Below are 13,805 nucleotides of genomic sequence, written 5' to 3' on the forward strand. Positions count from 1 at the left end.
CCCCCAGGAGAGTGAGACACCCTATGTTCCACTTTCCTGGGATAGGTAGGCTCGGTACAGTCCCCTCTCCTGGGGGAGAGGGTTAGGGTGAGGGGGAAACTTAGCTACTGGAGTGACCTATGCCGCTACCCCGCACGCCGTTTTTTTCCAGCGCCCGCGGCCGCCTGCTGTTCTTCAACCTGCTGGTGGTGGCGGTCACGCTGATGGTTTGCGGCGTGGCGGTGCTGGGCTTCGAACACGCCAGCCGCTTACAGGAACAGGTGCAGGGGCAAACGCTGAGCGACATGTCCGGCAGCATGGAGCTGGCGCGCGATACCGCAAACGTGGCGACGGCGGCGGTGCGGCTGACGCAGGTTGTCGGCGCGCTCGAATACCAAAGCGAGGCGGCGCGCCTGCGGCAAACGCAGCTGGCGTTGCAAAACTCCCTGAACCACCTCGCAAAAGCCCCGCTTGCCAGCCACGAGCCGCAGCTGGTAAAGCGTATCACCGACCGCAGCAACGAGCTGGAAAGCAGCGTCACGCGCATGCTGGAGCTGGGGCACCGGCGCCATCTGGAGCGCAACGCGCTGCTCAGCGCCCTCTATCAAAACCAAAGCTATCTGCATCATATTCAGGATATCAACGCGCGCGACGGACTCAGCGAGCCGGACGCCGCGCTCCTGGTGGAGATGGACAGGCTGATCCTGATCGCCATCCAAACGCCTTCGCCCAAAGCCACCGTCGTCCAGCTTACGGAGGTAATGGCTAAGCTGCCCGCACGCGCCGGTTCGCCGCTGGTAAACGAAATATTGCAGGAAATGGCAGCACATTTGCGGCAGTTACTGCCGCTTTCGCAGGCGTTGGATAGCAGCGATTTGGGCATTTCCTGGTACATGTACCACATCAAAGCGCTGGTGGCGTTTCTCAATCAGGACATCAATCTCTACGTGCAGAAGGTGGGCGAAGAGTCGCTGAACCGCACCGAACAAAGTCACAAAGACCTGCAATCCATCATCTTCTTTATCGGCCTGTTTGCCCTGCTGGCGCTGGTGATCACCGGCTTTGCGGGCTGGTACATCTACAAAAACCTCGGCTCGAACCTGACGGCAATTTCCCACGCCATGACGCGGCTTGCGCGCGGCGAGCGGGACGTCAGCGTGCCTGCCCTACAGCGGCGGGACGAGCTTGGTGAGCTGGCGCGTGCGTTCAACGTCTTTGCCCGCAATACCGCCTCTTTGGAACACACCTCGAAACTGCTGAAGGAAAAAAGCACGCAGCTGGAAACCACCTTCCACGCCATGCGCGACGGCTTTGCGCTGTTCGATAACGACGGCTTTCTGGTGGTGTGGAATCCGCAGTACCCGCTGCTGCTGGGGCTACAGGCGGAACGGCTTCAGCGCGGCCAGCATTACCTGGGGCTGTTAAAACAGGTCACGCCGCTCCAGGAGCACATTCTGGAAAACCTCTCGCGCCCCCTGCCAAAACCGCAGGAGCTAAGGCTTGCGGATAACCGCACCATCGAGCTGCGCTTCAGCCCGGTGCCGGGGCGCGGCATGGTCAACGTGGTGCTGGAGCGCAGCGAGCGCAAGGCGCTGGAAGAGGCGCTGGTGCACAGCCAGAAAATGAAGGCGGTCGGACAGCTCACGGGCGGCCTGGCGCACGACTTCAACAACCTGCTGGCGGTGATTATCGGCAGCCTTGAGCTGGCATCGGCAGACTCGCCGGACGCGGTGCGCATCAGCCGTTCCTTAAAGGCCGCCGAGCGGGGCGCGCAGCTCACCCAGCGCCTGCTGGCGTTCTCGCGCAAACAGTCGCTCCATCCGCACGCCGTGGCGATGAAAACCCTGCTGGAAAACCTCGACCCGCTGATCCGCCATTCGCTGCCCGCCACGCTGACGCTTGAGATCGAGGCGCAGCAGCCCGCCTGGCCCGCGTGGATCGACGTCAACCAGCTCGAAAACGCCATCATCAACCTGGTAATGAACGCCCGCGACGCGATGGACGGGCAGACCGGCAGCATCAAAATCCGCACCTGGAACCAGCGGGTCACGCGCACCGAAGGCGACAGGCAGGATATGGTCGCGCTGGAGGTGATCGACGGCGGGCATGGCATGTCACCGGAGGTAAAAGCGCAGGTCTTTGAGCCGTTCTTCACCACTAAACAAACCGGCAGCGGCAGCGGGCTGGGCCTGTCGATGGTTTACGGGTTCGTGCGCCAGTCCGGCGGGCGCGTGCAAATTGAAAGCGCGCCGGGGCAGGGCACGCTGGTGCGCCTACAGCTACCGCGAGCGCCCGCCCAAGCGGTGGGTGAATCGCAGCCTGAACCGCTAGCGGCCAACGACAGCCACGACCGGCTGGTGCTGGTACTCGAAGACGAACACGACGTGCGCCAGACGCTTTGCGAACAGCTGCACCAACTGGGCTATCTGACGCTGGAAACCGGCGACAGCCAGCAGGCGCTGCACATGCTCGCCGACGTGCCGGACATCAGCATCGTGATAAGCGATCTTATGCTGCCGGGCAGCATGAGCGGGGCGGACGTTCTGCACCACGCGCGCGTGCATTATCCGCACCTCACTTTGCTGCTGATAAGCGGCCAGGACCTGCGGCGCAGCGGGCAGCCGCGGCCGGACGTGGAGCTGCTCCGCAAGCCGTTTAACCAGGTGCAATTAGCCCAGGCTTTACGCCGCGCGTGGCATTCGTAATCTGCGTTACAAATCCGCAAAAAGGTCAATCTCAGGCAATTGACTCGGCGCGAAAAAGCAGACATTAATAGAAAGCCCCTTCCGCACAACCAGGAGGAAGCGGGTAGGATTTTGAACACAACTTTAGCCGCCTCATTGAAAGATATGCACCTCATTAATTTTCCTGTAGCAAGGACTTAGCCCCTCTGCAAAGAGGGGCTAACTTTGTCGTTGCTGCGGGAACCGCTGGATGAAGCGATAGGGGATTTGCGAGCCCGTTTCCAGACCTTAACCTGTGAATGAGGGATTTTGCGGAAGGCGTGGTAGGTTAGCCCATCGGTGGATGGCGCTTCGCTTATCCACCCTACAAAACCGAACGATTCGTAGGTCGGATAAGCGAAGCGCCATCCGACAAATACTTCAATCACCTCAATCTGTAGGTCGGATAAGCGAAGCGCCATCCGACAAATACCCCAATCACCTCAATCCGTAGGTCGGATAAGGCGAATGCCGCCATCCGACACATACCCCAATCACCTCAATCCGTAGGTCGGATAAGGCGAACGCCGCCATCCGACAAATACCCCAATCACCCCAATCCGTAAGTCGGATAAGCGAAGCGCCATCCGACACATCCCCAACGCTAATCCACCAAAATCTCCATCCCATCAAATCCGGCCTCGAACCCTGCCGGGAGCGCGTTCTCCATCATCCAGCAGTCGAACCGGTGGCTGATGTGCGTGAGGATCACGCGCGGGCAGCCGATTTGCTCGTTAAGGGCGACGACCGTGTTCAGGTCGCAATGGTTGTTTGGCGTTTCCGGGCGCGGCTCGTGGCTGCAATCGATGACGATAACCTGCGGCCCGTTGGCGGCGAGGAACTTGAGCGTTTTTTCGGGCAGGCCTGCGGTATCGCTTAGCCAGGCCACGCGGCTGTGCGGGGTTTCAAACAGATAGCCGAAGGTGAGCTTCGAGTGGTTGAGGGGCAGCGGGGTGACGCGCAGGGCTTGCAGGGTAAACCAGACGAACGGCTCAAGCCGGTGGCTGAAGTCAAGAATGCCGGGGTGCTTGAACAAATCGTCGCAGCCCTGCTCATCCGGCGGGCCGTACACCCTGATTTTTTTGCCCACGCCCCAGCGCAGCGGGAACAGCCCCTGGACGTGATCCATATGGTAATGGGTGAGCAAAAACTGCTGAAAATCTTCCGGCTGCCAGCGGTCCATCAGGTCCGGAATGCCCGCGTCCAGCAGCGTGACGGCATCGTTGAATTTTACCACCGCGCTACAGGGTTTGCGGCGATGCTGGGGATTCGCGCGGGCGCGCTCGCAGGCGGCGCAGCGGCAGCCAAAGGCGGGCACCAGCTGCGCGCCGCCGGTGCCGCTAAGGGTTAATTTCAGGCTCATTCTGTGTCTCCACAGGCTTGGTGAAGCGGAAGTGGGTCTGCCGATAGCCTTCGCGCTCGTAAAAACGGTGCGCGTCGAGGCGGCCTATGCTGGTGGAAAGCTCCGTTAGCTCCGCGCCCGCGACACGCGCCTGGTCTTCTGCCCAGGCCAGCAGCCTGCTTCCCACCCCGTGCCCGCGCGCCTGCGGCATCACGACCAGCTCCTGGATCTCGCCGATCCAGTTAACGTGGTGCAGGTGAAACTGCATGTGCAGGCCGATCATGCCGACAACCGCGCCGTTCAGCACGGCAAGCTGATAGCGTAAGTTGCGATCTTCGAGGTTCGCCGCAAAACCGGCGTTAAACGCCTGGCGGTCAAACTCGGCCTGCTTCAGCTCGCAGATCAGGGCGTAGACGCTGTCGGTATCGGCAGGCGTGGCGGGGCGAAATTCCAACATGGCGCGTTTCCTTGTGAATTTGGTGGATGACGCTATCGCTTATCCACCCTACAAAACCCGAGTCGTAGGTCGGATTCGCGTAGCGACATCCGACATTAAAGCAGCTCAGTAGATCAAATGCATAAACGACGAGACAGATTCATCCAGACTACCGTCGTTATTGAGTACCGGGCATTCATCCAGATCCGGTGCGTAAAGCGCCGCACGTTGCAGGCGTTGCTCGATCTGCTGCGCATTTTCGCGCCCGCGTTGTTCCAGCCGCTTACGCAAAACGTCCGTTGAAACGTGCAGGCAAATCGGCACCAGCACTTCGCCGTAGCGATAACGCGCCTGGCTCAGATGCTGGCGCGAACCGTTTACCACCACGTCCAGGCCCGACGCCAGCCAGAGATCGACCTCCACGCCCACGCCGTAGCTCTGGTGATGCGCCTGCCAGCTCAGGGCAAACAGCCCCTGCCGCTGGCGCTGCCGGAACTCCTTTTCGCTGAGCGAAACGTGATTTTCACAGCCCGCGTCGGCCGCCCTGGTGATATAGCGATGGGCAACCAGCAGCTGGTGATTGTCCTGCTGGCGCAGCGCCGTCAGCAGGGCGTCTTTCCCGGAGCCGGACGGCCCCATCAACCAGACCATTTTGCTCATCAGAACACCCGGATTCCCTGACGCCAGACGTGCCCGACGTGTACGTGGTCGCCATGCCGGTGGGCCAGCACCATGTCCGCGCGTTTGCCCTCGGCCAGCACGCCGCGATCCGCAAGTTGCAACGCCTGCGCCGGGTTGCGCGTTACCAGCGCCACCGCCTGCGGCAGGGTAAAGCCGTTTGACTCGTCGTGCGCCACGCGGAATGCGGCGTCCAGCAGGCTCGCCGGGTAATAGTCCGAGGAGAGGATATCCAGCAGGCCTACCTGCGCGAGCCGGTGCGCCGCCACGTTCCCGGAATGCGAGCCGCCGCGCACGATGTTCGGCGCGCCCATCAGCACGCTCAACCCGTGCTGGCGTGAGGCCTGCGCCGCTTCAAGCGTGGTCGGGAACTCGGCGATGACGCTTCCCAGTTCGTGAGATTCGGCGACGTGGGCGGCGGTCGCGTCATCGTGGCTGGCAAGGGCAATACCGCGGGCGCGGCACTCGGCGGCAATCGCCAGGCGGTTCGGCTGCGACCAGCGTTCGGCAAGCGCGAGCTGGTCCGCCTCGTAGCCGTCCATCTCCGCGTTGCTCATCTGGTATTTGCCCTGATAGTACTCGCGATACTTTACGAGGTTCGAAAACTGGCGCTGGCCCGGCGAGTGGTCCATCAGCGACACCAGCGACACGCCGCCCCGGTCGATCAGCTGTTGGAACAGCGGCAGGGTGGTGTGATGCGGCAGCTCGCAGCGCAAATGCAGACGGTGCTCGGCGCGGTTCACGCCGCGCTGCTGGCTGTGCATCACCGCGTTAATCATCTTCTCAAGGTTTTCCAGCCGGTCGCCGCCGTCGCGCACGTCGCCCAGCGCCACCGCGTCCAGCACGGTGGTGATGCCGCTCGCCACCATCAGCGCGTCGTGGCTGCTCATGGCGGAATGGGCCGGCCAGTCCACCTTCGGACGCGGGGTGAAGAATTTGTCGAGGTTGTCGGTATGCAGCTCGATAAGGCCCGGCAGCAGCCAGCCGCCTTCGCCGTCGAGCGCCTCGGGCAGCTGGCTTGGGCTATCGGCAAAGTTGCGGATCGTGCCGTTGGCCACTTCCAGCGAGCCGTTGACCACTTCGTTTTCCAGCACCAGCCTGACGTTATTAACGATCATGTTGTGACTCCACGGAAGCCATTGAATGCAGACGATCTGCCACCTGGTTGCGCACCGCTTCGTCGTGGAAGATACCGACGACCGCCGCGCCCCGCGCCTTTGCCTCGAGGATCAGCGACACCACGGCGGCGCTGTTTTTCGCATCCAGCGACGCGGTTGGCTCATCAAGAAGCAAAATCGGATAATCGACGATAAAGCCCCGGGCGATGTTCACACGCTGCTGCTCGCCGCCGGAAAACGTCGACGGCGCAAGGCTCCACAGGCGCTCGGGCACGTTCAGGCGGGTTAACAGCGCAGCGGCCTTCAGCGCACACTCTTTACGCGGCACGCCCAGGTCCAGCAGCGGCTGCATTACCACCTCGAGCGCCGAGATACGCGGGATAACGCGCAGGAACTGGCTTACCCAGCCGATGGTTTGACGGCGCACCGCCAGCACGTCACGCGCCGGAGCCTGCACGATGTCCAGCCACTCGTCGTTGTGCCTCACCCAGATATGCCCTTCATCCGGCAGGTAGTTGGCGTACAGCGAGCGCAGCAGGGTGGATTTACCGCTGCCGGAGTGGCCGTGCAGCACCACGCACTCGCCGCTTTTCACCTCGAGGGAGGCGCTCGCCAGCACCGGCAGGCGGATGCCGTGCTGGTGGTGTAGTACGAAGGTTTTGCTTAAGTTTTCAACCCGTAAGCGGGACATAGGGATTCCTTAAAACGTTTGCCATGATGTCGGATGGCGGCTTGCGCCTTATCCGACCTACAGGTGCATTGGTCGCCGTTGTCATTTGTTTTGTAGGTCGGACAAGCAAAGCGCCATCCGACAGGGGTCAGTTCTGCAACACCGACGACACCAACAGCTGGGTATACGGATGGTGCGGATCGTCCAGCACGCGGTCGGTCAGGCCGCTCTCTACCACCTGGCCCTGCTTCATTACCAGCAGCCGGTCGGCGAGCAGGCGCGCAACGCCCAGGTCGTGGGTGACGATCACCACCGCCAGGTTCAGCTCGCGCACCAGGCCACGCAGCAGGTCGAGCAGGCGCGCCTGCACGGAAACGTCCAGCCCGCCGGTTGGCTCGTCCATAAATACCAGCTTAGGATGCGTCACCAGGTTGCGGGCGATTTGCAGGCGCTGCTGCATGCCGCCGGAAAAGGTGGTCGGCAGGTCGTCGATGCGCGAGGCGGGGATTTCGACCTCCTCAAGCCAGCGCTGGGCGGTAGCGCGGATGTCGCCGTAGTGGCGCGCGCCGGTCGCCATCAGGCGCTCGCCGATGTTGCCGCCTGCGGAAACGTGGCGGCGCAGGCCGTCCATCGCGTGCTGATGCACCACGCCCCATTCGGTGCGCAGCAGGCGGCGGCGTTCGCCTTCGCTCATGTCGTACAACGACGAATCCAGATACACCACCTCGCCGTTCTGCGGCGCGAGGCGGGCGGAAATCGACTTCAGCAGCGTGGTTTTACCGGAGCCGGATTCGCCGACGATGCCCAGCACCTCGCCGGGATACAGCTCAAACGACACGTCGCTAAAGCCTTTGCCGGGGGCGTAGAGATGGGTCAGGTTATTGACCGAAAGTAACGGTTGCGTCATTGGGATGCGGCCTCGCTGTTCTGGCGGCAGAAATCGGTATCGGAGCAGACGAACATCCGACTGCCCGCGTCGTCGAGCACCACTTCATCAAGGTAGCTGTGGCGCGATCCGCAGATGGCGCACGGCTCGTCCCACTCCTGCACGGTGAACGGATGGTCGTCAAAATCGAGGCTTTCCACGCGGGTAAACGGCGGCACCGCATAAATGCGCTTCTCGCGCCCGGCGCCGAACAGCTGTAGCGCGGGCATCATGTCCATCTTCTGGTTGTCGAATTTCGGAATGGGCGACGGGTCCATCACGTAGCGCTGGTTCACCTTCACCGGGTAGGCGTAGGTGGTGGCGATGTGGCCGAAGCGGGCGATGTCTTCGTACAGCTTCACCTGCATCACGCCGTACTCTTCCAGCGCGTGCATAGTGCGGGTTTCGGTTTCGCGCGGCTCGATAAAGCGCAGCGGCTCGGGGATCGGCACCTGGAAAATCAGGATCTGGTCTTCGGCAAGCGGCGTTTCCGGGATGCGGTGGCGCGTCTGGATAATCGTGGCGTCTTCCGTGCGCTCGGTGGTGTTCACGCCGGTTACGCGCTTGAAGAAGTTGCGAATCGACACGGCGTTGGTGGTGTCGTCCGCCCCCTGGTCGATAACTTTCAGCACGTCGGCTTCGCCAATCACGCTTGCGGTAATCTGAATACCGCCGGTGCCCCAGCCGTAGGGCATCGGCATCTCGCGGCCGCCGAACGGCACCTGGTAGCCGGGGATCGCCACCGCTTTGAGAATGGCGCGGCGTATCATGCGCTTGGTCTGTTCATCCAGATAAGCGAAGTTATAGCCGCTCAGGTTAGCCATTTTCGCGCTCCTTAATCAGGCGGTTGAGCAGTTCCAGTTCGGCCTGGAAATCGACGTAATGCGGCAGCTTGAGGTGCGACACAAAGCCTGCGGCCTCCACGTTATCCGCGTGCGACAGCACGAACTCTTCGTCCTGTGCCGGGCCTGTCACCGTTTCATCGTAGTCCGGAGCCTGTAGGGCGCGGTCAACCAGCGCCATCGCCATCGCTTTGCGTTCGCTCATGCCGAACACCAGCCCGTAGCCGCGCGTAAAGTGCGGCGCTTCGTCGTCTGGCGCAACGAAGCCGTTGACCATTTCGCACTCGGTCAGCAGCAGTTCGCCGACGTTCACCGCAAAACCCAGCTCTTCGGGAATGATTTCGATATCGACGTGGCCGCTGCGGATCTCACCGGCGAACGGATGATTGCGCCCGTAGCCGCGCTGCGTGGAGTAGGCCAGCGCCAGCAGGTAGCCTTCGTCGCCGCGCACCAGCTGCTGCAGGCGCGACGAGCGGGAGCACGGATAAACCTGCGGGCTGCGGGTAATGTCGTCCGGCTGCTCGCCGCCGTCCTCTTCGGCCTTCGCCAGCCCCTGTTTTGACAGCAGGCTAAAGACGTGCGGGGCGGGATCGGCCCTGTCGTCCGCCTTTTGCAGCGGCGGCGCTTCGCCGTTCGCAAGCAGGGTGAAATCCAGCAGGCGATGGGTGTAGTCATACGTCGGGCCGAGCAGCTGCCCGCCGGGAACGTCTTTGTAGGTCGCGGAGATTCGGCGTTCGAGGCGCATCTTCGCGGTGTCGATAGGTTCGCTGACGGCCAGGCGCGGCAGCGTCGTGCGGTAGGCGCGCAGCAGGAAAATTGCCTCCACCATGTCGCCGCTGGCCTGCTTGATGGCCAGCGCCGCCAGCTCGCGGTCGGCAATGCCACCTTCGGTCATCACCCGGTCAACGGCCAGGCCAAGCTGCTGTTCGATTTGTGCGACGCTCAGCTCGGCAAGGCGCTGCTCGCCCCGGCGGCCGTGCTCCTGAAGCGCGTGGGCGGCGGCAATCGCCTTCTCGCCCCCTTTGACGGCGACGTACATCAGCACACCTCCACGTGGGTGGTGCGGGGGATGGCCAGCAGCCGGTCGCCGCAGGTGAGGATTAAATCAATGCCTAAAGGGAACGGGTGCGGGCGCTCGGTGAGTTCGTGGATCACGCAGTCCGGCAGCTGCGGCGCGATCATGCGCTCTTCCTGAATGCCCGCGCCGGTCAGGCGCAGCATGCGGCCGCCGCTCAGGCTGCTGACCTGTAAAATCAGCGTGGCGCTGGTGTCCGGGGCAACGTCGGTGCCCTGCGCCAGCGCGTTCAGCTCGGCGCGGGTAATCGTATCGCTGGCGACGGCGAACTGCGCCTGCTCCGGCGCGGGTGAAACCGGGGCGTTGGTATGAAAACGAATGTTCTGCCGGGCGATGTCGTTGCCGAGCGCTGCGCTAATCCACACCGGGGTGTCGTTATCGGCAAGGGTCAGCAGCACGCTGGTGGAGGCGACGTTCAGCGGCTGCCAGCCCTGCGCCAGGGAATGAAGCGCGACGATTACGCCCGGCTCGCTCATCGCTTTGAGCAGGCGGCGAAAGCTCTGTTGGGCGTCCTGCACCGGCAGGTTGAAAGCGGTCATTAGTGTCATGCGTTGTCTCCGCGAACCAGGGTAAAGAAGTCGACGCGGCTGCTGTTCACCTCGGCGCGGCGTTTGGCGCGGCGCTGTTCACGGTTTGCGGCCAGCGGCGCAATCAGGGTTTCTTGTAGTGTCTGAAAGTGGGCTTCGTCCTGCATCAGCGCGTCGATAACCGCGCAGCGTTCGGCGTGGGTTTTGTCGCGCCCGAGCAGGTAGCTATAGCCGTAGAGACCGTTGTCGAGCTGAACCACGGCGCGGGTTAGCGTGGCGTCACCGGCAAAAAAGCGCTGGCCGGTTGCGCCCATGCGCGCCTGTATCTGCACCAGGCCGGTTTCCGGCTGGCGGATGACCTGATAATTCGCGCTGATGTGTAGCGCCTGCCAGCGGTCGGCCAGATCCTGCGGCTCGCTGTGGGCCAGCACGCCCATCCACTGCTGGCGCCTGGCGACGTCAAAATGCGATGCGTCCATTTAGTGCTCCATGGTGAATTCAATCATGTCGGCGCGGGTCAGGCTGACGGAGTATTCCGCCGGATTCGCCTCGCCTTCACGGTGGTTAAGGGTGCGAACGCACAGCAGCGGCGCCATGTTGGGGATTTCCAGCAGGCGGCTTTCTTTGGCCTGCGCGCGGCGGGCGCTGATGCGGGTTTGCGTGCGTTTAAGGCTGACGCCAAGCTGCGCCTGAATCACGTCGTGCAGCGACCCGCTGTGGAACTGCTGAAGCGCGGGCCACCAGGCGAGGTCGGCAAAGTAGTGGTCGATAAGGCACACGGCGATGCCGTTCACGCGACGCAGGGTGCGCAGGTGGATAACGTCGTCGCCCTCGGTGACGCCAAGCGCGTCGGCAACCTGGCCGGAAGCGGGGCGCAGCACGGCGAGCAGGCGCTCGCTGGTCGGGTGGCTGCCCTGGTCGAGCAGGTTTTGGCTAAAGCGCGCCTGGGCGTTGAGCGGGTAGTCGAACGGGCGCATCAGCACCAGCACGCCCACGCCCTGGCGGCGCTGCACCCAGCCTTTTTCGACCAGTTGGTCGATGGCGCGGCGCAGGGTGTGGCGGTTAACGTCGTAACGCGCGGCCAGCTGGCCCTCGGCGGGCAGGTAGTCGCCGCAGCGGTAGTTTTTACGCAGCTCCTGCTCGAGCAGGGCTGCGATTTCCTGGTAGCGGGTTGGGTAACTGGTCGGATGTCTGGATAAGTGCATGTCAGTCAATCCTCGGTTAAAAACTTTCGTCGGGTGGCGCTGCGCTTACCCGACCTACACGTCATTTGCATCCATTTGCCTCCATTCGTAGGGTGGATAAGCGCAGCGCCATCCACCGCCATGTGCATCCATTTGTAGCCATCCACCGTCATTACCGCGCCTCAAATAAAATGCTTACGCAGGCGCTGGGACATAAAGTCCAGCAGGCTGACGGTAATGATGATGACGATCATCAGGGCGCAGGTTTGCTGGAACTGGAACCCGCGAATGGCTTCCCACAGCGTCACGCCGATGCCGCCCGCGCCCACCATCCCCACCACGGTTGCCGAACGGACGTTCGACTCAAAACGGTAGAGCGAGTAGGAAATAAGCAGCGGCATCACCTGCGGGAGCACGCCGTAAAGAATCTCTTCGAGCTTGTTGGCCCCGGTGGCGCGAATGCCTTCAACCGGGCCAGGCTCGATGGCTTCCACCGCTTCGGAAAGCAGCTTGGAGAGCACGCCGGTGGTGTGGATGAACAGCGCCAGCACGCCCGCGAAAGGCCCAAGGCCAACGGCGACCACGAACAGCATGGCGAAGACCATTTCGTTGATGGCGCGGCAGGCGTCCATCAGACGGCGCATCGGCTGGTAAACCCACCACGGGACAAGGTTGTCGGCGCACATCAGGCCGCAGGGAATCGACAGGATGATGGACAGCGCGGTGCCCCAGACGGCGATTTGCAGGGTGATGGACATTTCGCCGAGGTAAACGCGCCAGTCGCTGAAGTCAGGAGGGAAGAAGTCGGCGGCGAAGGTCGCCATGTTGCCCGCGTCTTTGAACAGCGTGAGCGGCGCCATTTCCGCACCCTGCCAGGAGGCGACCAGCACGGCCAGTAAAATCGCCCAGCTCATCAGTGAGAACCAGCTACGCTTCGGGGCGGCGACGTGTATCGTTTGCTGCATGGATTGCTCCGTGTTTGCTTTCGTGTCGGGTGGCGCTGCGCTTACCCGACCTACGCAGGGCCGTTTTCGGGTGGTTGTCGGGTGTCGCTGCGCTTGCCCGACCTACGCAGGGCCGTTTTCGGGTGGTTGTCGGGTGTCGCTGCGCTTGCCCGACCTACGAAGGGCCGTTTTCGGGTGGTTGTCGAGTGGCGCTGCGCTTACCCGACCTACGCAGGGCCGTTTTCGGGTGGTTGTCGGGTGGCGCTGCGCTTACCCGACCTACGCAGGGCCGTTGTAGGGTGGATAAGCGTAAGCGCCATCCACCGCATACAAAACAACCGTCACTGCACCGCTTTATTCATGCTGCTCATCGCGCCGAGCGCGGCGGTCAGGCGATCCAGGTCGTTAAGCTGGGTTTGCAGCTCGGTGACCTTCGCGGTTTTGTCCTTCTCGTCCAGACCCTTGTTGTCCTTCACGCCCTGCATCTGTTTGAACAGCGCAAGCTGGCGAATCGGCACCAGTTGCAGGTCGCTCGAGGCGCGGAACGGTGCCCAGCCGAGGCGCGTCAGCACGTCTTTCTCTTCCGGGGTTTTGCCGTAGCTCATAAAGAAGTCGTAGATTTTGTCTTTGGTGGCTTCGGACAGGTTTTTGCGCCAGACGATTGGGTCACCTGGGATAAGCGGCGACTTCCAGATCACCTTCAGCTCTTTAAGCTTGTCGGGAGCGGAGGTTTTGAGCTTGTCGAGGTTTTCGGTGTTGTTGGTCGCCACGTCTACCTGCTTGTTAGCGACCGCCAGGGCGTTGGTTTCATGGCTTGCGTTCACCGAGCGCTTAAACTCGTTTACCGACGCGTTGTTCTTCGCAAACACGTAGTAGCCGGGGACGAGGTAGCCGGAGGTGGAGTTTGGATCGCCGTTGCCGAAGGTCAGCTCTTTGCGTTTCGCCAGCAGATCCTTCAGGTTGTTGATCGGGCTATCTTTGTTCACGATCAGCACGCTCCAGTAGCCGGGGGAGCCGTCTGCCGCCACGGTCTGGGCGAACACCTGGCCGTTCGCGCGATCTACCGCTTCCATCGCCGAAAGGTTGCCGTACCAGGCGATATCCACCTTGTTAAAGCGCATCCCCTGGATAATCCCCGCGTAGTCCGGCGCGAAGAACGCGTTCACCTTCACGCCCAGCTTCTTTTCCATATCCTTCAGGAAGGGTTCCCACTGCGGTTTGAGGTTTTGCTGGGATTCGGTGGAGATGATGCCGAAGTTCAGGGACTTCTCTTGTTCATCGGCGTGTGCCGGGCTGAACAGGGCGCTAACGCTTAACAGGCTGGTAAAGGCGAGGGCTTTAACGGCTTTATAGCTCATGACC

15 protein-coding genes are annotated in these 13,805 nt (G+C 62.2%); 1 reads left to right on the forward strand and 14 read right to left on the reverse strand.

All coding sequences use genetic code 11. From position 1 onward, the window contains the following. Window positions 1-119 precede the first annotated feature (119 nt). Window positions 120-2,684, forward strand: coding sequence for an ATP-binding protein (locus ACSPHG_RS01805; protein WP_435951758.1), 2,565 nt, complete (start codon window positions 120-122; stop codon window positions 2,682-2,684). 176 nt (window positions 2,685-2,860) lie between these two features. Here the strand turns inward: ACSPHG_RS01805 and ACSPHG_RS01810 are convergent, their stop codons facing one another. From ACSPHG_RS01810 to phnD, 14 genes are all read right to left on the reverse strand, one after another. Next, entirely contained in the window at window positions 2,861-3,124 is a 264-nt protein-coding gene (locus ACSPHG_RS01810; RefSeq protein ID WP_435951759.1) for a hypothetical protein, read from the reverse strand. A 182-nt stretch (window positions 3,125-3,306) separates the two neighbouring features. Further along, window positions 3,307-4,065, reverse strand: a complete 759-nt coding sequence (phnP, locus tag ACSPHG_RS01815; protein WP_435951761.1) for a phosphonate metabolism protein PhnP — start codon at window positions 4,063-4,065, stop codon at window positions 3,307-3,309. Next, window positions 4,043-4,501, reverse strand: coding sequence for an aminoalkylphosphonate N-acetyltransferase (gene phnO / locus ACSPHG_RS01820; protein WP_435951762.1), 459 nt, complete (start codon window positions 4,499-4,501; stop codon window positions 4,043-4,045). The genes phnP and phnO overlap by 23 nt, the downstream gene beginning before the upstream one ends. A 105-nt stretch (window positions 4,502-4,606) precedes the next feature. Then, entirely contained in the window at window positions 4,607-5,140 is a 534-nt protein-coding gene (gene phnN / locus ACSPHG_RS01825; protein WP_435951764.1) for a ribose 1,5-bisphosphokinase, read from the reverse strand. After that, a complete protein-coding gene (gene phnM, locus ACSPHG_RS01830) occupies window positions 5,140-6,276 on the reverse strand; it encodes an alpha-D-ribose 1-methylphosphonate 5-triphosphate diphosphatase (RefSeq protein WP_435951765.1) in 1,137 nt (378 codons plus the stop codon). Before phnM ends, phnN begins: the two co-directional genes overlap by 1 nt. Next, window positions 6,266-6,967: a phosphonate C-P lyase system protein PhnL gene (gene phnL, locus ACSPHG_RS01835; protein WP_435951766.1), complete on the reverse strand. Its 702-nt coding sequence runs from the start codon at window positions 6,965-6,967 to the stop codon at window positions 6,266-6,268. Before phnL ends, phnM begins: the two co-directional genes overlap by 11 nt. A 127-nt stretch (window positions 6,968-7,094) precedes the next feature. After that, window positions 7,095-7,853, reverse strand: coding sequence for a phosphonate C-P lyase system protein PhnK (phnK, locus tag ACSPHG_RS01840; protein ID WP_435951767.1), 759 nt, complete (start codon window positions 7,851-7,853; stop codon window positions 7,095-7,097). Beyond that, a complete protein-coding gene (gene phnJ, locus ACSPHG_RS01845; RefSeq protein ID WP_435951768.1) occupies window positions 7,850-8,695 on the reverse strand; it encodes an alpha-D-ribose 1-methylphosphonate 5-phosphate C-P-lyase PhnJ in 846 nt (281 codons plus the stop codon). Before phnJ ends, phnK begins: the two co-directional genes overlap by 4 nt. After that, window positions 8,688-9,752 carry a carbon-phosphorus lyase complex subunit gene (locus tag ACSPHG_RS01850; protein WP_435951769.1) on the reverse strand — a complete coding sequence of 355 codons (1,065 nt, stop codon included), beginning with the start codon at window positions 9,750-9,752 and terminating at the stop codon, window positions 8,688-8,690. The genes phnJ and ACSPHG_RS01850 overlap by 8 nt, the downstream gene beginning before the upstream one ends. Further along, window positions 9,752-10,336, reverse strand: coding sequence for a phosphonate C-P lyase system protein PhnH (phnH, locus tag ACSPHG_RS01855; protein WP_435951770.1), 585 nt, complete (start codon window positions 10,334-10,336; stop codon window positions 9,752-9,754). Before phnH ends, ACSPHG_RS01850 begins: the two co-directional genes overlap by 1 nt. After that, entirely contained in the window at window positions 10,333-10,794 is a 462-nt protein-coding gene (gene phnG, locus ACSPHG_RS01860; protein ID WP_435951771.1) for a phosphonate C-P lyase system protein PhnG, read from the reverse strand. The genes phnH and phnG overlap by 4 nt, the downstream gene beginning before the upstream one ends. Beyond that, complete coding sequence (gene phnF, locus ACSPHG_RS01865; RefSeq protein ID WP_435951773.1) at window positions 10,795-11,520, reverse strand: phosphonate metabolism transcriptional regulator PhnF; 726 nt, start codon at window positions 11,518-11,520, stop codon at window positions 10,795-10,797. It lies immediately after the preceding gene. Window positions 11,521-11,681: 161 nt separating this feature from the next. Continuing rightward, window positions 11,682-12,464: a phosphonate ABC transporter, permease protein PhnE gene (gene phnE, locus ACSPHG_RS01870; protein WP_435951775.1), complete on the reverse strand. Its 783-nt coding sequence runs from the start codon at window positions 12,462-12,464 to the stop codon at window positions 11,682-11,684. A gap of 320 nt (window positions 12,465-12,784) precedes the next feature. Then, a complete protein-coding gene (gene phnD / locus ACSPHG_RS01875; protein ID WP_435951776.1) occupies window positions 12,785-13,801 on the reverse strand; it encodes a phosphonate ABC transporter substrate-binding protein in 1,017 nt (338 codons plus the stop codon). Window positions 13,802-13,805 lie beyond the last annotated feature (4 nt).

Source organism: Dryocola baronae (assembly GCF_051297175.1).
Lineage (GTDB): Bacteria > Pseudomonadota > Gammaproteobacteria > Enterobacterales > Enterobacteriaceae > Dryocola.

Excerpts from the sequence above, each read along its gene's own strand:
- ACSPHG_RS01805 (WP_435951758.1), top strand. The coding sequence starts at position 120 with ATGCCGCTACCCCGCACGCCGTTTTTTTCCAGCGCCCGCGGCCGCCTG.
- ACSPHG_RS01810 (WP_435951759.1), bottom strand. The coding sequence starts at position 3,124 with ATGGCGCTTCGCTTATCCGACCTACAGATTGAGGTGATTGAAGTATTT.
- phnP (WP_435951761.1), bottom strand. The coding sequence starts at position 4,065 with ATGAGCCTGAAATTAACCCTTAGCGGCACCGGCGGCGCGCAGCTGGTG.
- phnO (WP_435951762.1), bottom strand. The coding sequence starts at position 4,501 with ATGTTGGAATTTCGCCCCGCCACGCCTGCCGATACCGACAGCGTCTAC.
- phnN (WP_435951764.1), bottom strand. The coding sequence starts at position 5,140 with ATGAGCAAAATGGTCTGGTTGATGGGGCCGTCCGGCTCCGGGAAAGAC.
- phnM (WP_435951765.1), bottom strand. The coding sequence starts at position 6,276 with ATGATCGTTAATAACGTCAGGCTGGTGCTGGAAAACGAAGTGGTCAAC.
- phnL (WP_435951766.1), bottom strand. The coding sequence starts at position 6,967 with ATGTCCCGCTTACGGGTTGAAAACTTAAGCAAAACCTTCGTACTACAC.
- phnK (WP_435951767.1), bottom strand. The coding sequence starts at position 7,853 with ATGACGCAACCGTTACTTTCGGTCAATAACCTGACCCATCTCTACGCC.
- phnJ (WP_435951768.1), bottom strand. The coding sequence starts at position 8,695 with ATGGCTAACCTGAGCGGCTATAACTTCGCTTATCTGGATGAACAGACC.
- ACSPHG_RS01850 (WP_435951769.1), bottom strand. The coding sequence starts at position 9,752 with ATGTACGTCGCCGTCAAAGGGGGCGAGAAGGCGATTGCCGCCGCCCAC.
- phnH (WP_435951770.1), bottom strand. The coding sequence starts at position 10,336 with ATGACACTAATGACCGCTTTCAACCTGCCGGTGCAGGACGCCCAACAG.
- phnG (WP_435951771.1), bottom strand. The coding sequence starts at position 10,794 with ATGGACGCATCGCATTTTGACGTCGCCAGGCGCCAGCAGTGGATGGGC.
- phnF (WP_435951773.1), bottom strand. The coding sequence starts at position 11,520 with ATGCACTTATCCAGACATCCGACCAGTTACCCAACCCGCTACCAGGAA.
- phnE (WP_435951775.1), bottom strand. The coding sequence starts at position 12,464 with ATGCAGCAAACGATACACGTCGCCGCCCCGAAGCGTAGCTGGTTCTCA.
- phnD (WP_435951776.1), bottom strand. The coding sequence starts at position 13,801 with ATGAGCTATAAAGCCGTTAAAGCCCTCGCCTTTACCAGCCTGTTAAGC.